Below are 24053 nucleotides of genomic sequence, written 5' to 3' on the forward strand. Positions count from 1 at the left end.
CCCTTTGATTTTCAAAAGCTCTATCCACTTCTTCTTATATAAAAATATTCCTTATCACAAAGCATGAACTCACCAATCTTCTTCATCTTCATCCCAATCTTCTTTTGCCCATTCAAGGCGTTCGATTAAATAGTCTAAAAAATTTTCGGCAAGCGTTCGACCATACCCCTCATGATTATCCCACGTAATAATTGGGCATTCTCCATCTTTCATTTTATTCGTATCGAGGCAATAGGCAAATTCATCAATATCTTCTATAACCACAAGTCCATCGATTAAATCATAGTACTTTTGATGTCCTTTGGTAGCATCTACTACTGCAGGACCCGTAAAACCATATCCAATTATTTTCACTCCAAAAAGTCCACCATAACCATAATTTCTTAAAAACCACTTGTAACTTTCCGGTAATGAGACCTGTAATTTTTGTTCAGTTTCTTTTACTTTGTCTTCACTTACTCCACCTGTAAAATCATCATCTTCGCCATACTGCTTAATAAATTCCTGTAAAGCTGAATATTTCACCAAAATCACCTACTATTCTTGAAATTCATATTGCTCGGACAAGTTTGAAGAATACAACAAGGGAATAATCAAATTAGAAGCATAAATTCAATTCTCATTTTTCTTGAATCTTTCTGGGATTTTATTTTTCCATATTAACAGGAGTTCTTTAAATTCTTCAGTCTCCATTTCGTTTTCATAAGGCTCTTCATATGTATAAAAGTGTTCAAGCACTGTCATTTCTTTTTTTATTAACACACTTGTTGCATTAAGTTGGATTTCAAACTTATCATGTATACCATTTAAGACATTTTCAACTAACATAATATACTCATCTGCTTCTTCCTCTGTAGGGATGTCTTCAATAAAATCAGCGAATAATTTTATTTCATCCGATAATTTTATTCTCAATGTCCCAACATGGTCCCTAAAAAATTCGTATGAATATATCATACTCAACCTCCATCATAGTCCCTTTGAATTTCAATTGAGCTATCAGCCATTCAAAAAAACACTTATATCATTATCAATTCATATGAATCAAAATTTCACCAATCTTCTTCATCTTCATCCCATTCTTCTTTTGCCCATTCAAGGCGTTCAATAAAATAATCTAAAAAATTTTCGGCAAGCGTTCGACCATACCCCTCATGATTATCCCACGTAATAATTGGGCATTCTCCATCTTTCATTTTATTCGTATCGAGGCAATAGGCAAATTCATCAATATCTTCTATAACCACAAGTCCATCGATTAAATCATAATACTTTTGATGACCTTTGGTAGCAGTTACTACTGATGCACCTACAAAGTCATAACCAATTATATCAATACCAAAACTTCCCCCTGAGCCATAGTTATTTAAAAACCATTTGTAGCTCTCCGGAAGTGGGACTTGTAATTTATTTTCTGTTTCTTTAACTTTGTCTTCACTTACTCCGCCTGTAAAATCAGCATCTTTGCCATATTTCTTAATGAATTCCTGTAAAGCTAAATAATTCACCAAAAATCACCTACTAATCTTGAATTTTATATTACACGGATAAGTTTGAAAAATACAAAAAGGGTATGATTCATTAAAATTTCTTTATTCTTGTTCCCATGGGTGAACTTGTTCCAGAAGATATCTACGATTTTCTATAGAATTACTATTAAATCTTTTTATGTGGTTTTTCTTAAAAACACTTTCTTTGTCGGAATAGTCCATAGGTTGATCACTCATACCTGTAGTTACAAGAGTTACGAAATCTTTATTTATTGATGGAGAAATCATGTGAATATTGACCGACACTCTACTACCAGGAACAGTTTCACATATAGTATTTTTGATAGGGCCAAAGTATTTAGCCGCATGTTCTAAAATCACATTATGATGGTCTTGATCATTATCGTTTGTTTCAGTTACAGTAGTAGACCATCCTTTTTGATTTTCTAACAACTTAACGATTTCCACTTGCCCCTGTTCCCTTGCAAAAGTTAATGCGTCCATATCTTTCTTAGATTCACCACTATATTTAACTTCTGTATCTATGCAACTTTCAATTAATAGGTTTGCAATATCAACATGCCCATTACTAATTGCACCAAACAATGGGTTTCTTTCTGGTTCACTTACGTCCATATCTGCTCTACAAGATAATAAATATCTTACTATATCAATATGCCCTGCAGAAGCAGCTTCGTTCAATGCTCCACCACCGTATACTCCACCTAGCACATTAATATTTGAACCAAGTTCTATTAGTTTTTTAACTATATTTAACTCCCCTCTAGAAGCTGCTACATGAAGCCACGTACCAAAAGGAGTCATCATATTTAAATGTTCATTATTAGAGCCGATTAATTCGACTACTTTTTCAATATTGCCTTTTTTTATAGCCGAACGAATTTCTTTTGCAACTTGTTTATTATCCATCCCTTAACTATTTCCTCCTTTTCGCAATATCACCAAGTTTATTAAGCATTTCCACCATATCATCTCTGTCTCCGTCAGCATCTCTTACTTTTTTAATATTATCAACAACATTCCTAAGTGATTCAATCCCATGTAAACTGTGTCGTTACTTGGGGCAACTATAAAACTCTATAAAAGTTATAAAAAAACTCGACTGACTTTATCAATCGAGATCCGTAGATTTTATTATCGTGCTTATTTAAACAAAATATCGTTTTACAAATCCTTAGATGTACAATCTTCATGAGTATTTGATTTTCGTTAATCCCATTTTCTAAAATTGCTTCTAGTTATCTATTTTAGAAATCTTCTTCCCATGCTTCTTTTGCATCCAATAACCTTTGTGATAAAAACTCATAAAAGTTCTTTGCTGTATTGCAGTCATCAAGTCCCCCTTGTCTATTCCACGCTATTACTGGGCACTCATTATTCTCCATTTTGCTTGTATATAAACAATAAAAATATTCTCCAGCATTTTCTATAACTACTATATCCTTATCCAATCCCAACTCTCTATAACTCTTCGTATTAACAACAACTGGAGCTCTATTTGACTTAGCCACTCCTAAAATATCAACACCAAATGACCCACCAGAACCATAGGTCGTTAAAAACCACTTATAACTTTCTGGTAATTCCACCCCTAGCTCATTTTGAACAACATTGATTCGACTTTCATCTACTCCACCTGTAAAGTCATCGGATTCCTTATGTTCATTAATAAAATTTGTTAATTCCTCTTTTTTCATTCAGTACTCCCCCTGCCAACAATAATTGGTTTTTAGGATCGTAAGGCCATAGGTTAGGAATTGAGGCTAATTCTTTTGCCTTCGTAACGCTTTTTACTGCAGCCGCTTTTGTAGTGGCTACCCCAGGATTTGTGACAAACCTCCAAACTCCTGTCACAAAGTCTTTACCTATATGAGATGACTTTTTCGGTAGGATATGGGAATACGATAAATCTAAGTAATATATAAATGGATAGTTCCTTTTTGAATTTCTAAAGGCTCTATCCGCTTCTTCTTATATAAAAATACTTTTTACCACAAGCATGATAAATAAATTACCCTTAGCTTTTACCAATCTTCTTCATCTTCATCCCAGTTTTCTTTTGCCTCTTCAAGACTTTCGATCATATAGTCTAGGAAATTATTAGCTGCGGTAAAACCATATCCTTCTTGGTTATCCCAAAGAATCACTGGGCATTCTCCACTTTTCATTTTATTCGTATCGAGACAGTAAGCAAATTCATCAACATTTTCTATAACCACTATCCCGTCAATTAATTTATAATATTTCTGATAATCTCTGGTAGCATCTACTACTGATGGACCTACTAAATCATATCCTATTATATCTACACCAAAAATCCCTCCTGAGCCATAGTTCCTTAAAAACCACTTGTAGGTATCCGGAAGTGGGACCTGTAATTTATTTTCAGTTTCTTTAACTTGATCTTCACTTACTCCACCTGTAAAATCATCATCTTCGCCATACTGCTTAATAAATACCTGTAAAGCTGAATATTTCACCAAAATCACCTACTAATATTGAATTTTCAAAAGTTTTTTCAATTATATGGTTGGTGCTATCCATTTAAAAGGTAAAAATAATAATACTGTTAACCAATTTAATGCTAACAATTTAATCATCTAATAATTCATCATCTAGCCACAACTCTACGTCATCAACATCCAGCTTCTCAGTTTCATTAATTAATTCTAATCCACTTAAAAAACCTAAGAATGTTTCCGATATAAGATGTATATTTCCCCAATATAAGTTCATGTCATCTGAAGCAACTTCTATTCCTGCCATTATTTTAGCTTCACGTTCATTTTCATGGTTCCAGAAATAAACTTTTCCTATAAAGCTTTCCTTTACTCCTATGCATATTAAATTTCCTCCTGTGCTTTCTCCAATTGGAATCATACAATCTGGCATCCGATTTAAATAACCTTCTATTTGGTCGAATAAATTATTTTCACCAGCTAACCCATAAAAACCTTCAAATACTTGAGTACCCTCCTTAGATGTCCAAGGTGATGTCTCAATCGGTTTATACGTTACCTCATTTTCAAAAAACGTTTCATCATAGTTAAGAAGAAACTCCTTATAATCCTTTGGAATGAAAATATCATACATCGTCTCTATTTTCTTAATTTGATTTTCTCTTGAACTTAAAGAAAAGACATCTTGTTTCTTAATATTTAATGTGTTTAATTTATTTTCTATTTGATCTATATAATTGTTACCCAAATCAAAACCCTCCTCTTAAATCTGATGCAGAACCAATGTGTGGTTATTTTATGTAACTTCGTAGGTATTAACTGTATAGTAATGTCTTCTGAATGGTGGGATGATAGACCTTTTTCTCTCAGCCAGTTTTTCGCCTGGTTTTGACTACTAAACCCTTTTGCTTTCATTAATTTTTCATAGACTAACTTGAAGTCCCCATCAGATCCATTTTCCGCTTTAAATATTCAGCAATTTCTGTTTGTCCTCTTTCAATGGCAAATGCATAAGCATCCATATCTTTCATGTTGTCACCAGAGTATTTTATAGATATATCTATATTATTCTCAACTAACAATTTAACAATCTCAAAATGACCACCATATATTGCAGCAAACAGGGGATTTCTATCTGGTTCACTAGTATCAATCTCAGCATTCTGGTTAATGAGATATTCGGCTATATCTAAATGCCCTTTTGTAGCGGCTCTTTCAAGGGCATTTGTAGAAAAAGTTCCACCCTGTGCATTAGTATCTATCCCGGTATTAATAAGATATTCTATTATTTCTAAACGCCCATAAGCTGCTGCTATATGTAACCATGTACCAAAGGATGTCATCACTGTTAACATTTCTGGTTCTTTCTCAAGTAAATCTCTTACCGTATCCAATTGACCACTTTTGATGGCAACTCTAATGTCTTTCGCAATTTGAGTTTTATCCATTTAGTTTCTCCTTTAGGTCTTCTATTATTTCAATAATATCATCTAAGTCTGAATCCGCCTTTAGGGGGATATTTCTTCAAATTAAACAGTTGATAGGACCAACTTACGTCGTTTTTATCAAATCCGGCTATCTTTTTAATCTTAGTTTAGAAATTAATGCTTCAATACTTTCTGAAATAACCTCAAATGAATTCCTTTCGAAATCCTCTAACTTTACTCTACCGTTCTCATTATCAACCACCACTAACAAACCATTCCCTTCAATACCTAAAGGGATATTATCTAGTCTTTTGTTATGGTTGGTCTTATATCCTTCTAAGGCCCCCCGGAATGAATCACATTTGATGTTTGGCAAAACCGCCTCTAATTTGATATAGGAATCATTTGTATATCCGTCTAAATCCGCGAACCAATACGAATTAAAATATTCAACAATTGATTTATGAAATACCACTTCTAAAATCTCTTCTAACTGCTTGAAGTCATGTAATGTAGTTTTTTCTACCGGTTTCCATGTAATATAATCATCCTCGTCAACTTCACCTTCATACATTATTGAATTAAGCTCTTCAGTCACTGAAGTCTTAAATAAGAAGTCCATTCCTTCATCCGCAAGCTCTTGTCTCATTCTGAAGTATTGGCCCATTGATTTCTTAATAGACAAAGAACATCACCCTTTCCGTTATACTTATTAAACTCATTCCGGTAATTAATGCGCTAATTGAATTCCAAACTAAAAAGGCGAACTCCTTTGCGTTAAGGGTAGCCCCACGGAAAAAGAAATCTTGAAAGGTATATAGAGGTATATAGCCATTCAAGGTTCTGCTAATACATGTTTTAAATACACTTATTTTCCTTCTTTATAAGCTAATGCGATCTCCACTACTTCCTCTGGTGATAAATCCTCATCATTCCAAAAAATTAAGTCACTAGGGGCAGGATGAGGAACATTGCATTCTAAAACTTCTATATATTCACTTATTTCTTCATCAGACAGCATAGGATTATATATTTTATTTACTAGTTCAACTAATTCCTCTTTAGATAACTTTTTACTCATTTGTTCCGCCTCCCATTAATTAATGCCCTTTCTTTGCAAAATGATAAGCAGGATTTAAAATATTTAGGATACCAGATGGTCATGAGATATTCGGGTAGAAGAATATTGAATTAGTTGGACAATCGCCATCTTCGCTTTATGAGTAATGTTTTCGAGCTTTTTCGTTCCTTATTTTCGTCCTTTAGAGGATATGGGATTACATAAGGTGTATTATTTTTCTTCCAAAATAAAAAGTAGAACCAAATATCCTAATAGGGTTCTAAATCGATATAACATTTATCGTCGTCCATAATTTTCCTTAAAAATTCTTCTAAAGAATCAGCTATTTTTATCTCGTCGTAATAAATAGAATTATGTTTTTCGTCACCTAATTCAATAAGTAACAAGGCACTTTCATTTGATTCAAAAAAAATTAATTTATCCTCCTCAATTTCTTCATATCCTTCTATATCTGGAAAAAATTCAAAATCATTAACTTTTAATCTAGCATCTCTTATAGAAGCGGGTCCCATAATCCTGTTGATATTATATTCAGATTTTCTAAGAAAACCATAACCAACTTCTATAAGAAATCCTCTTAAATCATAAGGGAATTTTAGTCCTAAGATTGATTCAACCTCTTCAATTTCTTTTTCACTTACTGGGAAAAACTGATTACCATCCTTACTCTTAATAAAATCAAATCTCATTAATTACTTACCTCCTTTAAATAAATCATTGGCTGGAGATCAGTACCATGGATACCGGATTGGTGTTCGTTTGGAAATTTGCAGGATGTATATTCCACCATTCATGCTCTACTTGGAAACTATTCTTAATTATATGATGATCATATTTATCTTCCGCTCTTCAATCAGCAAAGGTTTTAATTCTTTCCGTAGTTTGATAAGTTCCTTTTTCTTGGGAGAAAAATTGTCTTTTTCCTTAAAGAACTTGTCTTTTCACTTTGTTGAATCCATCGATTTAAATAAGCAGGTGTAAGTTCATATTCTTCAATAAGTGCCTTTCTTGTTTTCCCACTTTGAAAATTGAATCATCTGATTTTTGAATTCGGAAGTGAATGTAAATACTATTAACTAAAAAGTTACTTTTCTTTTCTTTCTATTCTTTTTCATCCATCTTCTGCTTTAAATATTCAGCAATTTCTGTTTGTCCTCTTTCAATAGCAAATTCATAAGCTCTCATAGCTTTCATAGTATCCCCTGTATACTTAACAGTAATATCCATACCATTCTGAACAAGATACTTTACAATATTAATGTGCCCACCATAAATCGCTGAGATTAGAGGATTTCTATTGGGGTCACTAACATCTAAAATTGCACCATTATCGAATAAGTACTCGACAATACTAATTTCACCTTCACTAGCAGCATGTGCAATAGTGGCCGACTTTGGTACACCTTCATTTATGTTAATATCCATGCCAGATTCAACTAAAAACTTTATCATATCCAGTTTACCAGCTCTAGCAGCCACATGTAGCCACGTGCCAAAAGGTGTTATAAAATCAAGCAAACTTTTATCCGTATTAAGGATCTCTTTTGCTTGTTCTATATCCCCATTCTTAATTAAATCATAGATTTTTATTGCTTTTTCCTTATTATCCATTGTATTCTCCCAAAATATCTTTATTTCGATGCTGTTTTTTCTCCTAGTAGCTTAAGCATTTCAACCATTTTCAATATGTTGAAGACGTTCTATACCGTGTTGCCTTGCAAGACTTTCATTTCTTTAGTGAGACATCTTTTTACTTATCTCGAACAGCTCAACTACACTACAAGTAAGTGTATTTTTTAATTCATTTTTAAGCTTATTCATCTTAGAAGTTGTTGAATTGTTATTCTAGGACTTCTTCATTTTAATAGCATAACCATTTTTCAAATTTCCTACAGTGGGCGACCTTTTCGGCAAGTTCACTCGTCGAAAGCCATTTCGCTTTTGGTTGGTTTGAAGTATAACGACAATTTACATTATTCCCCTGATAAACACGACTACTTTTTTCTATTCTATCATTGCACACTGTACTCCATGATGGCACAACCCATGATCTATGAATTTCAAGAAAGCATCACTCATGTCGTCCAAAGCTTAAATCAAAAAAAACCTGCTGCCTAAAAGGCAATCAAGTGCTTATAGTTATTTCTATTACATAATCCTGAACATTACTGAACCGGTCCCATAAATTCAGTAATAATTCGAATATGTTCCTTCAATTTGACTTTTTTTAGATTCTCTACTTTTTCTGTTCCACCTAAACCTAATAGAGGGGTGTATCCAAAACACTCGTCATAGTTAGGCGCACTGTATTTACTAATCGCTTCAGGATAAGGCTGGCACATTAATTCATCGTTCATAAAGTCCTTATCTTTTAAGTCATCAAAAAAGAAATCAAATCCGGATGAAACAACATGAACATATCCTTTCCTAAAGTTTAATAAATTTACATACTTATCTTTTTCCCATACTATAATATCACCCATTGCGGTTGTAATAATAGGAATCGCCTGCTCATACCTTAGATAACTTCTCTCTAAAATTTCTAAATAATCGTCTGGATTAATAACTTTTAAAAAGTCATTTAAGAAAGTACCAAAACCATATTTTTTCCATGTTTCTATTAATTCTTCAGGTAGTTTATCCTTATATTTTAAAATAACATTTTCATCAACTGTTTCATGTTTTATAAAATCGCCAAATATAGTTTCCAATTAAAATACGCTCCTATGATTATTGATTTAATTTCACATTTAAATAAGTATTCTTTAGCTCTCAGGTGACATATTCTTCGCAATTTCCCTAATTTGTTCATCAACAACATCAATTCTATATTTCCATTGTGAACCTATCGAGGAATTAACTCTTTTATCTGCCAAACCTCCAATAATGTCTGCTCTTCCTCCAGCTATATGATCTGGATTATGAAGTGCCGCTTTTGTTTCCAGCCATTCCAAAGCTTGCTTTGTCGCATCCGCTCTGGAAAGTCCTTGTTTTCGCAGTTCAGCAATTTTATCTTTAAGAACTTCTTGTCTAGCCATTTTTTGAGTTGCATTTCCCTTCATGCCAATTATAATGTCGTTCTATCCTACTTTTCACAATATACATGTATTAATACTACTTTATGATGGTACAAACATTGTGAGCTGTGAATTTCAGTAAAGCATCTTCAATTCGTTAAAAGTTAAAAATTCTAACAAAAATCAATACCCGTTACCTAAAAGGCAATAAAATTCTCAACTTACAAATTTAACCACGCACTCATCATTCACTATCAAAGTATTTATAGCGTTTATAAACTAAATTGCTAATTAGTTCTACTTGTATGGTACAGTACAAATATATTTAATTTTTATATTCTCCGTTTCATCTCCACTTTTCGCTTCATCGTATTGGAAATCATAGAGTGCAATAACAGAATTAATCCAGTATGCTAAATTATCACCATTTACTAACTCTTTCATATTCGGAATAATTACTTCGCTATAAGAAAAATCATGTAAAATGTCGTCTATATTATTTTTTGGTTCTTCATAGAAACAAATTTCAATGTTATCTTCATCATAGTAACCAAATTCAAATTTTGTACCAAACTCAGAGTTTATTGAATCCCCATCTTCGGTATACTCTATATCAACAAACTCTTCAAAATCTTCAAATGATTTAGAAACGCCAAACCACACTGAAACCACACCACTATATTCCTTAGTTTCACCTCTCATTTTTTATTCACTTCTCCTCCCCTTGTACTGAATTCTTTCAATTGCTCCATGAGTGCCGTTACTGAGCTTGGTCCTCTTCGAATTTGGCATATTCAGTCGTCAACCTATGATCGATTTCGTTTACTATGTCTATCGTTTTGGTTCATTTCTTGTCAGTCTTCTCAATATTCTCAAAGAACGCATCATCGGAGAATGTCTCTACTTATTGATATCATAAATTCCAGCAAATATTTTTTTCAGGTCATCTTTTTGGGCTGTAACCATTTTCTTGGAATTTCGAGTGGCATTTTTCTGCTCTACCTCTAAAAAAGGAACCTTGAAGGGCATTTTGCCATTCAAGGTTTTAATCATTCACATTATATTTTAGGAATATCCACCACTTCGCCCCGAGATCTACTAATAAGAATATCAGGAATGTCAGGATTATTCTTTTTTAAGTTGTACTTTTGAATTTTGGATAATTCAGGGTCAAAGGAGATAGTCTGAGATGTAAAATTAAAGTTTATTAGTTTAATGTAAACCTTATTCAAAAAATCTTTCCATTCCTCTAACGAAGGACTTGAAACTTCATCAGGATTTTCTAATCTACGATAGCCGTCTGCATAATGAAACATTAGTAAACCCGTTCCTAAATCACAAGCTTCGTTATCCAAAATTACTCTTGGTACATCAAATCCACTATTCCAATTATAATTTGCAGCAAAATAATGAAGAAATAAAGAGTTGTCCGTATTCGTTAGCTCACTGATTATATAGTCTTTATCTGTATTAAAAAGTAACTGTTCGAGGAAACTAATATCTTGTTTATCCATTATTATCACACATACCTAACAGATGTAATGTAATCAAACTCACCTATTGTATAAATGTTTTTATCATACTCGAAATTATAAATTAGAATTACAGCATTATATGAATTTGTTAAATTAATATGTTTACTAATTTTAGGCATTATAACTTCTTCATATGAACAGCCTTCTAACAATATAGTAATATCATTACTATTCTCCTTTAATACATCTTTTTCTATAAAATCCTCGTCAGTTTCATCCAGATCAATATTAAAATCCATAAGAAATTTAGAAGCAATCGCCTCCCCATTTTCATCATATGTTATATCGACATACTCTTCTATGGAGTTTTCTTTTTTGAGATTACCTAACCATATAGAAACCATTCCTTGATTTTCCATAATAAAACCTCCAATAAAGGTAGGTTACCTTTAAAATATTATCAAGAAACCTTAATTGGTTTTAGCCATCAAGGTATATTGTTTTAACAGCTTCTTTTATATGTTCAATTACTTGATAGAGCCACTGAGTTGGTTCTATACCAAGAGAGGGAAAATACACACCATCTGCACAAAATTTAATGTATTCATTCTTTTCGATATCTGAATACTCGCTTACAATAAAATCTGTTAAAAAGACAATAGCAGATTCCAAATACTCTTTACTTTCCTCTGTTAATAATTCTTCTAATGCCTCTTCTGGTGATTCAATATCCTGATGAAAAGTTGCCGCCAAGAACTGAAAAACAGGTTCTTCTAATTTGTTAGAAGACAACAAAACATCACAACCTTCACTATTAACTTGGATATAGTCCCCTTCTTTGGATTTTCCCTTCCTTATTTTTGGTGTTATATAGTTAACTATAAAGCACTTAACTGACAATTAGATAATCTCTGTCTACATTGTCTGAACAAACAATGGCTAAAGAAACGACCACTCTTTACACAACGAGCCTGATCATATCGTAAGTTTCAGGCTTATTCCCTGTTTTTATTCTTTTTCATCAGTCTTCTGCTTTAAATATTCAGCAATTTCTGTTTGTCCAAATTCTCTAGCATATTCAAAAGCATTCATATTCTTAATATTTTCTCCCGTATACCTAATTGAAATGTCTATTCCTTTTTCAACTAGGCACTTCACTACTTCTATATGTCCACCATAGATCGCTCCAAATAAGGAATTTCTTTTTGCTAAGGTAACATCTAATTCTGCGCCTCTCTCTATTAAATACTTAACTATATCCACATGCCCCGCACTTGCTGCCGAATTTAGTGCTGAAGCATCAAATATATCACCTTTTGTATTGATATCAATTCCTTTATGTATCAGATATTCTACTAGTTCAATATGTCCTTTCTTTGCTGCAACATGTAACCAAGTACCAAATGGTGTCATTGAATGTAAAGATTCTGGATTATCGCCTATTAAACGCTTTACCTCATTAATATCACCAAGCTTAATAGCATTTCTTATAGTTTTATTTAGGCATTTTTCATCCATAACATTACCTCCTGTATTTCTAATTATCATTCTTGATTTTTTCAAACCATTTCCTGGCAATCAAATTTGCAGTTTGATTAGAATCGTTTGTATGTACAAGTTCATATTGATAATCTGCCGCTAGTTTATTTGCTTGTACATCATACACGAGCTTGATTTGTGTTGGCATTTCACGATCATGTTTTTTACATAAATTAATCATTTCTTTAATATTTTCATTTATTATTTTCACAACTGCTTTTTGTCGATTTACTGATATATCATAAGAAAAGTTTGCATTACCCTCTTCAGTGACTAATGCATCATTGAGTTTATGTCTCTCTACAATCTTACCATTGATATTATAAAAAAAATCGTTAGAGACTAGGCCTTCTTCATATGAACAATATATATATATTTTATTAGATCTTTCAAAAACATACTCTAAACATATCGAAACCATATCTACTTGCAATTCACTAAAGTAATCCTCAAATACTTTACCCAATTCATCTACTCCTAATTCAATATATTTACTTCATCATATTTTCGTCTATCTCATATTGTACGATAAATTGGATATCTCATTGTTTTATCAAAGCTACAAAACTTAATCCTCAGGTTTTTTGTATCTTTCTGGAATTTTATTATTCATTTGTCTTTTCGAAGATATAAAAGTGGTGAAGAAAGGTTGTATCTTTTTTTACAAGACACTCGTAGCATTCCCTTCTATTTCAAATTCATCGTATTCTCCTTCCATTACTTCCTGAACAATATCAATATCTCATCCACTTCTATTTCAAATACAATATCTTCAAAAATTTAGTCTTGCTTTACCACCATTCCATTTCTTGCTTAATAAAAATCATTGTTCCTCGTATAAACTATCAAGGAACTCATTAAAATCGTTTGATAAAAAGTACATATTTTCCATTTCATCATGTTCCTCATCATGAGCCCAATGAAATATTTGTCCAGAATACTCTTTATTTATTCCAATGCATATTTGATTTCCACTTGGGTCATCTGCTATTGGAATAAATCCTATTTGTACTATTTCCTCAAAAATATCAAACTTCTTCCCTAAATTATCAAACATACTACCAATTCCATAAAAAATATTCAATATACTTTCTCCCAACTCATCAGATATTTTATAAATACTTGGATTGGGATATCCACCATTATATTCTAATAAGAAATCTCTATAAGCTTTTGGCAAAATAATATCTTGGTTTTGCTCAAAACTCTCTAGGTTTTTTATAGAAAGATGGTCATGCACTTTTTCAATATTTATCATGCTTCTCACTCACCCATTATTCTGTCTGATTCACCCACATTACATTGAGCGTATTGATTTCTCACTTTCTTGTGCCAAATGGTAATTTAGCTTCGACACTATCAATACGATTAACTTCATTGGTTATTATCTTTCTTTAATCAGCTAGTAACTCCAAGTAATATTTATCATTTTCTTCTATCTTTCTTAAAAATTCTCCAAGAGAAGTCGCAATTTGAATATCATAATAGTAAACTGGACTTCTATTATTTTCATTCAATTCGATTGACATTAAAGCTGATTCACTACCTTCAAAAAATATTAGTTTGTTATTCTCAAATTCATCATAGATTTCTATGTCGGGATAAAACTCAAAATCATTAACTCTTAATCGAAAATCTCTTACGGAATAAGGATCCATAATACGATTAATATTAAACTCTGAACCTTTAATAAACCCGTAGCCAACCTCTATATAAAAATTAACCAACTCCTTAGGAAATTTTAAATCGAGTACCTTCTCAACCTCTTTTATTTCGTTTTCAGTCACTGGATTAAAGCTATTTTCTTGGTTTGCCTTAATAAATTCAAAGACCACTATTTTTTAACTCCTTTAAATAGTTTATTTGCTGGTGAACCCGTTCCATGAATACCAGCTTGATGCTCATTCGGGAATTTTGCAGGATGCATATTCCACCATTCATGTTCTCATCCAACAGTATTTTCAATTATATGATGAGCATCATACTTGTCTCCTTTTCCCCTAATTATTTTACCTGTTTTTTCTGAAATAACATTTTCATTATACAAATGCCACCTTTGCCCAGTATTTCCTTCCCACTCTTTGATTACTTTATTTTTTACTTTATCAAATTCAGCCCTATGCTTAGCTGTTTCTATTGATGACATTTTTTTATATTTTTTATTTCTTAAGGCCATATGCTTTGATCCCCTTTTAGATTAATTTTTATATCATGGATATGCCGTTGCTATTGATTCATCTCTATTCAAGTACATTTCTACTTTAATACAAAGCATACAATCATTATCCCATGATAGTACATGGTACAACCTTCATTAGCTTTGAATTTAAATATCTCATAAAAAACAAAAACACCTGTTACCTAAAAGGCAATCAAGTGCATTATTGTTAACTTTTATAAGCATTTCATGGCAATTATTATGCTTAAACCAAGGATTTTGTTTAATTTTGTAAGTTTAATACTTGTTCTTTGTAACGATACTTCATATATTTTAAATATCAACCCGTCAATTCTGAATTTCATTTTCACTGCTTAGTATCCTCATAAAGTCCCATGATTCTATGCTTAATTACACCAACTATTCCTTTAATTTAAGGATTTTCTATATAACTTTCTGCAATATCAATATCATCTGTCATTTCTAATTCTGGAAATTTTTCATCTAATTTTCTTAAGCAATTAATAAGTTCTTTACTTTGTATAATTTCTGCTATATCTTCAAAAACTTCACTTATCCAATATAAATCTTCTTTACTACAATTCTCTAAATACCTTATAGTATTTTCCTCATTTTCTGAGAGAACTTCTATTATTTCATTCCAACTTTTTTGTATCCCATAGTCATCATTTAAATTTAATTTTTTTCTTTCATTTAATATAACTTCCATTTTATTTGCATCCATATTAATCCTCCAAACTCTATCTACGGTTGTTTAGTAGCATCTGGAAAAATCGTCCCTATCTCTCCATTTGTTTTTATAACTCCAACCCTAACCCCAGTATACTATGAAAGTTAATACACCATTTTCCACCATAATGGTGTATTACGTGAAATGATAAAATAGAAAAAGAAGTACGAGAATAGGCGAGATGACATTTTACTGGGTGATGAATATAAACACATGGACTAGACATAAAACTAAATTTATGCAACTTAAAGCACTTGATTGTCAACTAAAGACAACAAGTGCTTCTTACGTTTTAGAAGTGAGTAGGTACATTATTTCTTGACGTTTATACGAGGTACAATAATTTTTTAGCAAGCAGGAAAATAGTTTTTATTAGTAACTAAAAGACAGAAAGTTACCTAAAAACCAAATAGAGAAGTTGAAGGAAGCTTTAAGAAATAAAAAATATAAAAAAATGTCACCAATAGAAACAGCTAAGCATAGGGCAGAATTTGATTATCTAAATTATTTTTTTCACCTATTTGGTGTTCTTCTATAATAAAATTAAACTATTTAATCAGTAAACGAGTTTACATAATAGTAATACATCTTAAACTTCCAATTCTACTTTTAAATTATTTATCAATTCAGCAAGTGAGTTAGCAAGAACTTCGTATTCTTCAGTTTCAAAATTCTCTATCAATACCTGTCCTGTTTTATTGTCAAAGATAATACCCATATCTTCTGGAGAGACAAATCCTATTTGTATATATCTAAGTTCTCTCCCATTTTTCTCTTCATATTGTTTCATTACTTCAAAAAATTCTAATATAGATTTACCTGGTTCTAAAGGTTCAAGATTAACTAATCTTGAGCCGTAAAAGCCTTGTAAGCTTAAGAACCAATACGAATTAAAGTATTCTTTCATTGCATGGTGAATATTCATACCCAGTTTTTCTTCAATTTCTGTAAAATTATCTAAATCAATTTTTTCAATAGGTTTCCAATATACATATTCTTCGTCATCTGGATTACTTAAATACAATCGAGGATCAATCTCTTCATCCCACGGTACTTTAGGATATGTACCATATTTTGTATCCCATACATTTATGAGTTCTTTAAAATAATGTTGTAATGCTTTTTTTATGTCCATGTTATACCTCCAATAAAATTACTTAATACTTGAAGACGTTCAGCGTTTTCTTGATCTTTCCCCCATATACCTATTTGTTTCTCTATATTATGGATTCCTCCACTCCCCGGATGCAACAGTTGTGGAATAGCCATTGCTTGTCCGCCACCACCAATATGATGATGTACTAAAGGTTTTCCTTCTGTATGGCGGCTAATTCCTTCGGAGTCATAGACTCTTTCCCTAAACCGATAGGGGTAAATTCTTTAACCCATTTATAAATAGTTACGTCTGATACACCATATTCGCCACTTAATTCTCTTACTGAATTACCCGAGTGATAAAGATCTACAATAGTCTTCTTGAATTCATTATTATATTTTTTACCTGTATTTCTTACATTAAAGTGGGTCCATGAAACTATACTAACTCCAATAAGCAAATTCATCTATATCTTCTATAACCACAAGTCCATCGATTAAACCATAATACTTTTGATGATCTTTGGTAGCTACTACTGATGCACCAACTAAGTCATAACCAATTATATCAATACCAAAACCTCCACCTGAGCCAAAGTTTTTTAAGAACCATTTGTAGCTTTTCGGTAATGGGACTTGTAATTTATTTTCAGTTTCTTCAACTTTGTCTTCACTTACCCCTCCAGTAAAATCATCAACATTACCATAGTTTTAATGAATTCCTGTAGACCTGAATAATTCATCTAAATCACCTTCTATTATTGAATTTCAAAGTCCTTTCAAATGGTTGGTGTTATCCATTTAAAAGGTAATCATAATAATACGGTTAACTCAGAAAAGCCTTGAAAGATCTACGCTTTCAAGGCAAATTGTAACTTATCTATACCGCCAATTTATCTCCCCATCTTCATGTATTGCCGGTAAATATATTCCCTTTTTAATTCTATGCTCATCAACAATAAACCAATTATCTTCGTTCAGCAATTCTTCATTGAAACTACCTTCCTTGAATTCTTTCTCCTCATTAACAAGAGCCTCTAGAAAATCTTTATACTTTATTAAATTTTCATAGGCTACGATAGATCCATAAAACCACACGCCTTCTTTATTATCATTCTGTATTTCACCCAAACATTCATTACGGAAATATAAGAACATAACCTCACTCCTTTGGAGAAATTATTATAAACTTGCTAGGAACTTCTCCTCTTATTAAATATTCCTATCCCTTTCGGTCCAAGTTACGCTCTTTTCTTCCAAATCTCTACTATCTGGATAAAGAGCGGTTTATTCGGGACTGGGTAGCCCCACAAAAAAGAAACCTTGAAAGGCATAGCAGCCAGTCAAGGTTCTTGTGCGTATTTATATTTCTTGCTTAACTAAATCTAATAAAAAATCCCCAAAGTCATTAGCAATTTTTTCATATGTTTGACTTTCTAACTCAACTCCAGGTACAAATGAAACTACTTTAGGTTCTCCTTTATCATCAAGTTGATTAAAGTCTAAACAAAAAAGTTCATCACTTCCAGTATCATAAATAACCAAGAGGTTACTAGGAAGATTAATTTCTTTCCGTTCCGTTAGAGTATACCATATAGCGTCTGGAACAGAAGAGTTCTCAAAATCAGCACTAATAATTCCGTAAATCTCTTGGGCCCCGAAGTTACCTGCACCAAATGTCTGTAAATAATCTAAATATAAACCAGTAAACCTTAATCCTAACTTTTCTTCAGCCAAATTTATTAATTCAGTTGAACGGCCTCCAATAAAGTCAGCAATATCATCATCATTCAATATTATTTGTTTTGCTTTTTGATAAGCTTCAACACTCATTTTCATCCCCCCTTTTCTAATTTAAAATCCTTTGTTCTGTTTTTTCAGTATTCACTTCTCCATTTATTAAATTCAGCTCTAAAAATTTATTCCCGAAGGTATGGTGTTAGGATTGATTGATATGAATTATAGAACTATTCTCTTTATGAAACGTCTGTGTAACCTCTGCTATTGAACTCTCATTTCTCTGTGTCGTGTGATGAAGATTTATAGACTTTCCATCTGGTCCAAGTGGAGCCAATCCCTTTTTCATTCTCTCAAGATTAGTTCTTCCTCGTGCGTCTTTCATATTCGGGTCTATAATATCATCTCTTTGGTAAACTTTCATATTTTTAAATTCAGTTGTTTTATTCTAATAATTATAACCATTACCTATACCCTTACCACTAACTTCCGACTCCACTTTCGCCATAGATATAAGCTGATCGCTCACCCCCGCACCATTATAAGGTACTCCACCTGCCAACGACAGTTGGTTTTTAGGATTGTATGGCAATAGATTAGGAATAAAGGCTAATTCTTTTGCCTTTGTAACGCCTTTAACTGCAGCTGCAGTTAAATTGTAGGCGATGCTATATCATAACGGTCCTGCAAAATGTCGATTGGCTGTTTTTGATACCTTATACAAGTAATGAAACAAACTTGCATGATCATCCTATTGTCATGAACTATGAATTCAATTATTACATTTCATACTAAAAAGAAAAAAGCACCTGCTGCCTAAAAGGCAACCAGTGCTTTATCGTGTTCTTTAGCAAATAATCCACAAAATATGTTCGTTAGCCAACTCGCTTGTTTCATTTCGTTAGTTGTTTTTTCCCTCTAACTATACGCCGTATTTCTTTCTTTTTTCATAACTAAGTTTCTTTATACAACTCATGATGATACAACCGTCAATCCCAGTTATCAATTGCCTCTTGAAAGCTATCTTGTAAATATGCATTAAAAGTTTTATATCTATTTAATGCTTTTTGGCTTATATCATCCCATCGCACAACATTATATTCATCTATTGTGCTTAAGCAGTAAACAAACTCATCAACATTCTCTATAACAATATATTTTTTTGGTAAACCAAACTTTCTATAACGCTTTGTACTTTCAACTACGGATGCGCGGTCTGCTCCTTCAACACCAAGTATGTCTACTCCACAAATCCCTCCGGAACCAAACTTTTTAACAAACTCTTTATATTCTGGTGGGAAAGTCACTTCCAATATTTTCTCTCCCCTTGAAATGTCACTATCAGAAGCCTCTCCAATAAAATCTCCTTTTTCCATATATTGATTTATCAATTCTAATAGTTCATTATTCATGATTAATCACCTCACTCCAGATTATTAAAACTCCGTTTCCAGTACTTCTTTCTGAAGTTGTTGAATTGTTTATCTAGAACTCCATCATTATCAATTACATTCGAAGGGCGAACTTTTGCGGCAAGTTCACTATTAATTCGAATGCCTCTTGGCTTTTGGATGGTTTGAAGTATAAGGCTAATTGATTTTATTTTTCTGATAAACACGTCTCAAAAACTCAATAAATCATAAAAACCCTTGAATGGTGGATAACAAATCAAGGATAAGTTTTTGTTAATCCATCATATCAAAAAAGTATTCATTGTCTTCATCAATTTTTTTTATAAAACTCTCTAATGAATCAGCTATTTTAGTATCAAAGACGTGTACAGAGGTCCTTTGAGTATCATTTAAAGCAAGTGTTAAATATACACCCTCATTTACTTCATAAAAAACTAGTTTGTCTGCTTCTTCATATATCCCCTCTAAGTCAGGGTCATACTCATAGATACCTTCCCTTAGTGTAATATCTGCAATTGTATCAGGATCCATTAATCTACTTATTGAATTCTCATTATTGCCTTTAAAAAAACCATAACCAACTTCTAAGTAAAACTCCCTTAGTTCAGGGGGAAATTTAAATCCAAGTCTTTCCTCTGCTTTAATAAGATCATCTTCTTTTAAATGAAAAAACTTATGATTACTATTTTTTATATAATCAAATTTAGCCACCATCAATTACCTCCTTAGAAACAATTACAGCATCATATGACTTTGTAAAATTAAAGGAACCGAAGTCATTGGACGTGGTGTGAAAAGACTCCCCTTCTTCATCATATGTAATACTGCTTTTTCAATATAATCCTCGTCAGTTATATCCAAAAATTCTTTCCATTCCTCTAATGAAGAACTTGAAACTTCATCTGAATTCTCTAACATACGATAAAGTACGGCCTTCTAGTATTTAGTTAGCCTTCTAAGGTATGAGGCTACCTGCGCCGAGTAAACAAATAAGAATAAATCGCTTCATTTCCTCCTGGATCATTAGCAATTGAAATAAAATCTTCTGGTATTTCTCCTTCTAGAACCTCAAAAACTTTACCTAAATTACTTTTCATATCCCCAATCCCATAAAACTTATTGACTTTCTTGCTCTATTAACCTCTACAACTACTTCAAATTGACCGAATTTACTTTTTCCACCATTCTTTTCCCACTCCTCAACTACTAACATAATATTTTCTATAAACACTTTAAAAATTTATTAATAAACTAAAATAAAAAGCATTAGATGCAAGAATCAAATCCCGCATCTAATGCTTCTCAGTTTTATTAGCTAGAATTTTTAGAAACTCTTCAAAATTATTACTCGCAAAATAAGTCACGGGTTCTAAATCTGCAGACTCTTCATGATTCCAAACACAAATAGGAGGTTCTTCGTTATTCCCTCGGTAGTCTAAACATACAAAATCACCTGCAAATAAAACTGCTATTGGCAATAATTCTACCCCTACTAAATCTTCATCAGAAACAATTCTCTCTTCTAACTGGGTTCTAACAACACCAATATCATAAAATTCATTATCACTTTGGCCAATCACTTTTAGTATACACAAAAACCTATCAATAACATAACTCTGATTATTACAGACGAAACTATCTTTTATCGGAACAGCTCCATTATTCTTTTTAATAAATTCTTTATATGCACTAGGTAATTTAATTCTCCATTTCGTTTCTTTCTCAGATAACAAAGTATCGTCTGGTACTGGATAAATTACAGAACCATCTTTAATTTCCATAATACTTATACCTCCTCAATTTTATGTTATCTTGGAGCATCTGCCCACATACCTTTTGTTCTTCCACCATTATGAGGTGTGATATGAATGCCAAATGGAAATAATTCCATCTTACCAGGCACTTCGGTATGATGCCATTTTGAGTTCCACCAATTTTAACCGTTTAAATTGATGTTTATCTGACAACTTACAAAACTCTTCAGGCAGATGAACAGTTTCCTTAACTAGATCCACACTAGAAAAATCAGCAAATCCATATCTCATACCTTCTACTTTATTTACAGTTATTTTTGGAATATGACCTTTTGATATTGCCATTTCTTTTATCTTTCTTCTTTGAGATAAAGATAAACTATCTCCACCTGGAATAGAGATTAATAGTAATACCGAATTCTGCTTTAAAAGAACTTATTGAATTAAACAAAAAAATGCATCCAAAAATGAGGAAATAAAATGAATGATATTTTTGTTAAATCACTTTATGAGTCTATCGTGAAAGAGAACCTTCAACTATACAAAGACTTTTATGAAACAACGAATGTTACTTCTAAAACAGATGATTATTGGAAAAAGGCTATTGGTTTTTACGATAGTTTAACTGACGAAAATAAAGATACATTAATGAAGATAATTGAACAAACTATGATTGATACTATTTCAAACATGCTAGGAGTAATTGATGGAAGTTCGACTTTAAAAGATTGTTCCTTAGAACCTAAATTACTGCTCGATTCTATTGATACGGAAGGAGAACTGCAAGATTCGTTTTTAGAATTCATAGAAGAAAGAGATAGTAACAGCTAATTGGATTTTTTATTACAGAGGTGTGACAGCTGTTCCAAGGGCATAGGATACCCAGTGAGCTCGCGAATAGGCGTCGCCATTTACCCTATCCCTTTCATATGAATCCGAGATCTAAATGAATAAAAAAATGGATAACTCCTTTTTCGAAAGGCTCTATCCACTTCTTCTTCAGTTTGTTCGGCACTAGCCCCCATTAAAAAAACCTTGAATAGCCTTTAGCCAATCAAGGTTTTCGTGCATCTGAAAATATTCTTCTGTATCTATAATATTAAATATAATACTATTTCACCCTATAAATTTTATTCACTAAAGCTGACAAGTTCTTCTTCCCAGAACCCACCTTGAGTTAAAGAAACAGCGTCAATTTGATGAAGGCTCTTGGAAATCCAGTCTAACAATTCTTTAGTTGCATTTTTTTCAAGATAAGCTCTTCTTCCATTAACAGCTTTTACCTTTTTTATAAATTCTACATAGAACAACAAAGACTCTGCAAACTTTGCTATTGTAGAATTTATTAATACACTATTATTTTCATTATCATAATCAATATATACGACCTCAGAGTTAGATTCATTAATACACACTGGATATCCGCTACCAGTATACCCTAAGTATATAAACCTATCATACATTTTTCCTAAACTGTTATTTTTTTCAGTTAGTCTAATCCCACCACCGTTGATTGAAGATTCGAATGTTAGAAAAGGTGGAGCAGACTCAGGTAATCCTGATTTAATTAAAAAACTTTTGGTTTCATCAGTTAATGAAAATGAATTAATATTAGATTCATCATAATTAACCAAACCATAGGTTTCACTATTCCATTTGTCCAAAAATTCCTGTGGCGAAATCATATTTTATACCCCCACTGTTTAAAATTAATAATTTACTTCAGTTGATTGTTTGTAATAATGTTATGGTTTCTTTTCAGAAGTAAATACTTCTCCAATTTCAGTCAACGGGTCGTTCCCCCTAATATTGTGTTCTTTCTCAAAATTGTGTATTCCTCCAAAGCCTTTATGCAATGATTGTGGAACCGCAGCAGCTTGACCTCCGCCACCGATATGGTGATGTATTAACTTATCACCCTTAGAATCTTTATACTGAAGAAAATGTTTAATAAAATCATCATCTACTACAGGGACTAATCCATTCTCAATTCTTTCAACATTTGCTTCACTGAAAAATTCAGGATGATTATCTAGTAATTCATTAAAGTGTTTTGAAGCACTTCTTTCCCATCCTGCTGCGTTAGTTCCGCTTTTTTTCTTTCCCTTATAGTTCATTTCGGTGACGAGTCTAGGGTCAGCCCTGTATTCTATTGGTATTTTTTCAATTTCAATATCACGGTAAGCTCTAATATTACTATAATTAAATTTCACTGTATTTTCTACAGCATTATCTATACCCTTACCATTATACGAACGAGATATGATAAATGGCGACGCCTACTCCCGCTCTCACTGGGTTACCTATGCCCTCGGAACAATCGTCACATTAGTATTCGGTTGGCGAAGGCTTGTTCCTCCTGCGAGGGAAACTTGTTCCATAATTATCCGTTTTGGTATTTCTTTTTCACCTATTTCTTCACCTATATTTTTTAACTTGAGTTTTCCTGATCTAGCTATGTCTGTTATTGTAGCTTGAACCTTCTGAACCTGCTTTTGCGCAAATTTCTTACTGTAAGGAATGAACTTTGTACCACTTGGACCTTTTATTCTAAGTCAGCTCGCCGGAGGTAAATCCATATTTTTTTCTAAAGAATGATTTTTAGACCCGGACTATTATCCTAGAAACCCGATATGA

The 24053-nt window shown here is 32.3% G+C and carries 37 protein-coding genes and 7 pseudogenes; 2 read left to right on the top strand and 42 right to left on the bottom strand.

Translation table 11 applies throughout. From position 1 onward, the window contains the following. Positions 1–69 precede the first annotated feature (69 nt). The 26 genes and pseudogenes from ACQKKK_RS08415 to ACQKKK_RS08540 form a co-directional block, all read right to left on the bottom strand. Positions 70–525 carry an SMI1/KNR4 family protein gene (locus tag ACQKKK_RS08415; RefSeq protein ID WP_427615531.1) on the bottom strand — a complete coding sequence of 152 codons (456 nt, stop codon included), beginning with the start codon at positions 523–525 and terminating at the stop codon, positions 70–72. Positions 526–612: 87 nt separating this feature from the next. Further along, a complete protein-coding gene (locus ACQKKK_RS08420; protein ID WP_427615533.1) occupies positions 613–957 on the bottom strand; it encodes a tRNA-Val4 in 345 nt (114 codons plus the stop codon). A 95-nt stretch (positions 958–1052) separates the two neighbouring features. Continuing rightward, on the bottom strand, positions 1053–1508 hold the full coding sequence (locus ACQKKK_RS08425) for an SMI1/KNR4 family protein (protein WP_427615535.1): 456 nt from the start codon (positions 1506–1508) through the stop codon (positions 1053–1055). A 171-nt stretch (positions 1509–1679) separates the two neighbouring features. Next, positions 1680–2420 (bottom strand): annotated as a pseudogene (locus tag ACQKKK_RS08430) (ankyrin repeat domain-containing protein); the annotation flags it as partial. Positions 2421–2758: 338 nt separating this feature from the next. Further along, positions 2759–3208, bottom strand: coding sequence for an SMI1/KNR4 family protein (locus ACQKKK_RS08435; protein WP_427615536.1), 450 nt, complete (start codon positions 3206–3208; stop codon positions 2759–2761). Positions 3209–3535: 327 nt separating this feature from the next. After that, positions 3536–3991 (bottom strand): SMI1/KNR4 family protein, encoded by a 456-nt coding sequence (locus tag ACQKKK_RS08440; protein WP_427615538.1) that lies wholly within the window; start codon positions 3989–3991, stop codon positions 3536–3538. Between the two features lie 112 nt (positions 3992–4103). Next, the gene (locus ACQKKK_RS08445) at positions 4104–4718 is read right to left on the bottom strand and encodes an SMI1/KNR4 family protein (RefSeq protein WP_427615539.1); all 615 of its coding nucleotides are present in this window, start codon (positions 4716–4718) and stop codon (positions 4104–4106) included. A gap of 181 nt (positions 4719–4899) precedes the next feature. Continuing rightward, positions 4900–5418: an ankyrin repeat domain-containing protein gene (locus ACQKKK_RS08450; RefSeq protein WP_427615541.1), complete on the bottom strand. Its 519-nt coding sequence runs from the start codon at positions 5416–5418 to the stop codon at positions 4900–4902. A 127-nt stretch (positions 5419–5545) separates the two neighbouring features. Then, positions 5546–6064 (bottom strand): SecY-interacting protein Syd, encoded by a 519-nt coding sequence (locus ACQKKK_RS08455; RefSeq protein WP_427615833.1) that lies wholly within the window; start codon positions 6062–6064, stop codon positions 5546–5548. Positions 6065–6265: 201 nt separating this feature from the next. After that, complete coding sequence (locus ACQKKK_RS08460) at positions 6266–6478, bottom strand: bacteriocin immunity protein (RefSeq protein ID WP_427615543.1); 213 nt, start codon at positions 6476–6478, stop codon at positions 6266–6268. A gap of 248 nt (positions 6479–6726) precedes the next feature. Continuing rightward, positions 6727–7167, bottom strand: a complete 441-nt coding sequence (locus ACQKKK_RS08465; RefSeq protein WP_427615544.1) for an SMI1/KNR4 family protein — start codon at positions 7165–7167, stop codon at positions 6727–6729. A 3-nt stretch (positions 7168–7170) separates the two neighbouring features. Then, positions 7171–7318, bottom strand: a pseudogene (locus tag ACQKKK_RS08470) (hypothetical protein); the annotation flags it as partial. 261 nt (positions 7319–7579) lie between these two features. After that, positions 7580–8089, bottom strand: a complete 510-nt coding sequence (locus ACQKKK_RS08475; RefSeq protein ID WP_427615546.1) for an ankyrin repeat domain-containing protein — start codon at positions 8087–8089, stop codon at positions 7580–7582. Positions 8090–8643: 554 nt separating this feature from the next. After that, positions 8644–9189, bottom strand: a complete 546-nt coding sequence (locus ACQKKK_RS08480; RefSeq protein ID WP_427615547.1) for a T6SS immunity protein Tdi1 domain-containing protein — start codon at positions 9187–9189, stop codon at positions 8644–8646. A 54-nt stretch (positions 9190–9243) separates the two neighbouring features. Next, a complete protein-coding gene (locus tag ACQKKK_RS08485) occupies positions 9244–9516 on the bottom strand; it encodes a polymorphic toxin type 15 domain-containing protein (RefSeq protein ID WP_427615548.1) in 273 nt (90 codons plus the stop codon). A 276-nt stretch (positions 9517–9792) separates the two neighbouring features. Next, positions 9793–10197, bottom strand: a complete 405-nt coding sequence (locus ACQKKK_RS08490; RefSeq protein ID WP_427615550.1) for an immunity 22 family protein — start codon at positions 10195–10197, stop codon at positions 9793–9795. 356 nt (positions 10198–10553) lie between these two features. Next, the gene (locus ACQKKK_RS08495) at positions 10554–11009 is read right to left on the bottom strand and encodes a DUF4274 domain-containing protein (protein ID WP_427615551.1); all 456 of its coding nucleotides are present in this window, start codon (positions 11007–11009) and stop codon (positions 10554–10556) included. Positions 11010–11014: 5 nt separating this feature from the next. After that, entirely contained in the window at positions 11015–11389 is a 375-nt protein-coding gene (locus ACQKKK_RS08500) for an immunity 22 family protein (RefSeq protein WP_427615553.1), read from the bottom strand. Positions 11390–11450: 61 nt separating this feature from the next. Next, a complete protein-coding gene (locus ACQKKK_RS08505; protein WP_427615834.1) occupies positions 11451–11765 on the bottom strand; it encodes a contact-dependent growth inhibition system immunity protein in 315 nt (104 codons plus the stop codon). A gap of 213 nt (positions 11766–11978) precedes the next feature. Then, the gene (locus ACQKKK_RS08510; protein WP_427615555.1) at positions 11979–12488 is read right to left on the bottom strand and encodes an ankyrin repeat domain-containing protein; all 510 of its coding nucleotides are present in this window, start codon (positions 12486–12488) and stop codon (positions 11979–11981) included. A gap of 19 nt (positions 12489–12507) precedes the next feature. Continuing rightward, entirely contained in the window at positions 12508–12930 is a 423-nt protein-coding gene (locus ACQKKK_RS08515; RefSeq protein WP_427615836.1) for a DUF600 domain-containing protein, read from the bottom strand. A 402-nt stretch (positions 12931–13332) separates the two neighbouring features. Next, complete coding sequence (locus tag ACQKKK_RS08520) at positions 13333–13767, bottom strand: SMI1/KNR4 family protein (RefSeq protein WP_427615556.1); 435 nt, start codon at positions 13765–13767, stop codon at positions 13333–13335. 136 nt (positions 13768–13903) lie between these two features. After that, on the bottom strand, positions 13904–14344 hold the full coding sequence (locus ACQKKK_RS08525; protein ID WP_427615557.1) for an SMI1/KNR4 family protein: 441 nt from the start codon (positions 14342–14344) through the stop codon (positions 13904–13906). Then, positions 14344–14682 (bottom strand): annotated as a pseudogene (locus ACQKKK_RS08530) (LXG family T7SS effector ribonuclease toxin YxiD); the annotation flags it as partial. The gene ACQKKK_RS08525 and the pseudogene ACQKKK_RS08530, both read right to left, overlap by 1 nt. 418 nt (positions 14683–15100) lie before the next feature. Next, entirely contained in the window at positions 15101–15412 is a 312-nt protein-coding gene (locus ACQKKK_RS08535) for a hypothetical protein (protein WP_427615558.1), read from the bottom strand. Positions 15413–15432: 20 nt separating this feature from the next. Further along, positions 15433–15513, bottom strand: a pseudogene (locus ACQKKK_RS08540) (EndoU domain-containing protein); the annotation flags it as partial. A gap of 293 nt (positions 15514–15806) precedes the next feature. On the opposite strand from ACQKKK_RS08540, the pseudogene ACQKKK_RS08545 reads away from it, so the two are divergent. After that, positions 15807–15914: pseudogene (locus tag ACQKKK_RS08545) on the top strand (hypothetical protein); the annotation flags it as partial. 93 nt (positions 15915–16007) lie between these two features. Here the strand turns inward: ACQKKK_RS08545 and ACQKKK_RS08550 are convergent. From ACQKKK_RS08550 to ACQKKK_RS08615, 14 genes and pseudogenes are all read right to left on the bottom strand, one after another. Continuing rightward, positions 16008–16553, bottom strand: coding sequence for a SecY-interacting protein Syd (locus ACQKKK_RS08550; protein WP_427615560.1), 546 nt, complete (start codon positions 16551–16553; stop codon positions 16008–16010). Next, positions 16544–16735: pseudogene (locus ACQKKK_RS08555) on the bottom strand (hypothetical protein); the annotation flags it as partial. The pseudogene ACQKKK_RS08555 and the gene ACQKKK_RS08550, both read right to left, overlap by 10 nt. Continuing rightward, on the bottom strand, positions 16720–16980 hold the full coding sequence (locus ACQKKK_RS08560; RefSeq protein ID WP_427615562.1) for a transposase: 261 nt from the start codon (positions 16978–16980) through the stop codon (positions 16720–16722). The gene ACQKKK_RS08560 and the pseudogene ACQKKK_RS08555, both read right to left, overlap by 16 nt. Continuing rightward, positions 16958–17182, bottom strand: a pseudogene (locus ACQKKK_RS08565) (SMI1/KNR4 family protein); the annotation flags it as partial. The gene ACQKKK_RS08560 and the pseudogene ACQKKK_RS08565, both read right to left, overlap by 23 nt. Positions 17183–17389: 207 nt before the next feature. Then, complete coding sequence (locus ACQKKK_RS08570; protein ID WP_427615564.1) at positions 17390–17671, bottom strand: hypothetical protein; 282 nt, start codon at positions 17669–17671, stop codon at positions 17390–17392. Between the two features lie 204 nt (positions 17672–17875). Beyond that, on the bottom strand, positions 17876–18346 hold the full coding sequence (locus ACQKKK_RS08575; RefSeq protein ID WP_427615565.1) for an SMI1/KNR4 family protein: 471 nt from the start codon (positions 18344–18346) through the stop codon (positions 17876–17878). Between the two features lie 106 nt (positions 18347–18452). Next, complete coding sequence (locus tag ACQKKK_RS08580; RefSeq protein WP_427615566.1) at positions 18453–18674, bottom strand: HNH/ENDO VII family nuclease; 222 nt, start codon at positions 18672–18674, stop codon at positions 18453–18455. Positions 18675–19239: 565 nt separating this feature from the next. Continuing rightward, a complete protein-coding gene (locus ACQKKK_RS08585) occupies positions 19240–19662 on the bottom strand; it encodes an SMI1/KNR4 family protein (protein ID WP_427615567.1) in 423 nt (140 codons plus the stop codon). A gap of 273 nt (positions 19663–19935) precedes the next feature. Continuing rightward, a complete protein-coding gene (locus ACQKKK_RS08590; RefSeq protein WP_427615838.1) occupies positions 19936–20373 on the bottom strand; it encodes an SMI1/KNR4 family protein in 438 nt (145 codons plus the stop codon). Between the two features lie 24 nt (positions 20374–20397). Then, entirely contained in the window at positions 20398–20580 is a 183-nt protein-coding gene (locus tag ACQKKK_RS08595) for a hypothetical protein (protein WP_427615568.1), read from the bottom strand. Positions 20581–20630: 50 nt separating this feature from the next. Further along, positions 20631–20759 carry a hypothetical protein gene (locus ACQKKK_RS08600; RefSeq protein WP_427615569.1) on the bottom strand — a complete coding sequence of 43 codons (129 nt, stop codon included), beginning with the start codon at positions 20757–20759 and terminating at the stop codon, positions 20631–20633. A gap of 195 nt (positions 20760–20954) precedes the next feature. Continuing rightward, the gene (locus tag ACQKKK_RS08605; RefSeq protein ID WP_427615570.1) at positions 20955–21443 is read right to left on the bottom strand and encodes an SMI1/KNR4 family protein; all 489 of its coding nucleotides are present in this window, start codon (positions 21441–21443) and stop codon (positions 20955–20957) included. 26 nt (positions 21444–21469) lie between these two features. Beyond that, positions 21470–21553 carry a hypothetical protein gene (locus ACQKKK_RS08610; RefSeq protein ID WP_427615839.1) on the bottom strand — a complete coding sequence of 28 codons (84 nt, stop codon included), beginning with the start codon at positions 21551–21553 and terminating at the stop codon, positions 21470–21472. Position 21554: 1 nt separating this feature from the next. Beyond that, complete coding sequence (locus ACQKKK_RS08615) at positions 21555–21761, bottom strand: hypothetical protein (RefSeq protein ID WP_427615572.1); 207 nt, start codon at positions 21759–21761, stop codon at positions 21555–21557. A 135-nt stretch (positions 21762–21896) separates the two neighbouring features. Between ACQKKK_RS08615 and ACQKKK_RS08620 the strand changes: the two genes are divergently transcribed. Then, positions 21897–22247, top strand: coding sequence for a transposase (locus tag ACQKKK_RS08620; RefSeq protein ID WP_427615573.1), 351 nt, complete (start codon positions 21897–21899; stop codon positions 22245–22247). Between the two features lie 299 nt (positions 22248–22546). Here ACQKKK_RS08620 and ACQKKK_RS08625 read toward each other — a convergent pair whose 3' ends face one another. Further along, a complete protein-coding gene (locus ACQKKK_RS08625; protein ID WP_427615575.1) occupies positions 22547–23101 on the bottom strand; it encodes an SUKH-4 family immunity protein in 555 nt (184 codons plus the stop codon). 60 nt (positions 23102–23161) lie between these two features. Then, positions 23162–23629 carry a hypothetical protein gene (locus tag ACQKKK_RS08630; protein ID WP_427615577.1) on the bottom strand — a complete coding sequence of 156 codons (468 nt, stop codon included), beginning with the start codon at positions 23627–23629 and terminating at the stop codon, positions 23162–23164. Between the last annotated feature and the right edge of the window lie 424 nt (positions 23630–24053).

The sequence above is a fragment of the Peribacillus sp. NPDC006672 genome, from assembly GCF_050274955.1.
Taxonomy (GTDB): domain Bacteria; phylum Bacillota; class Bacilli; order Bacillales; family DSM-1321; genus Peribacillus.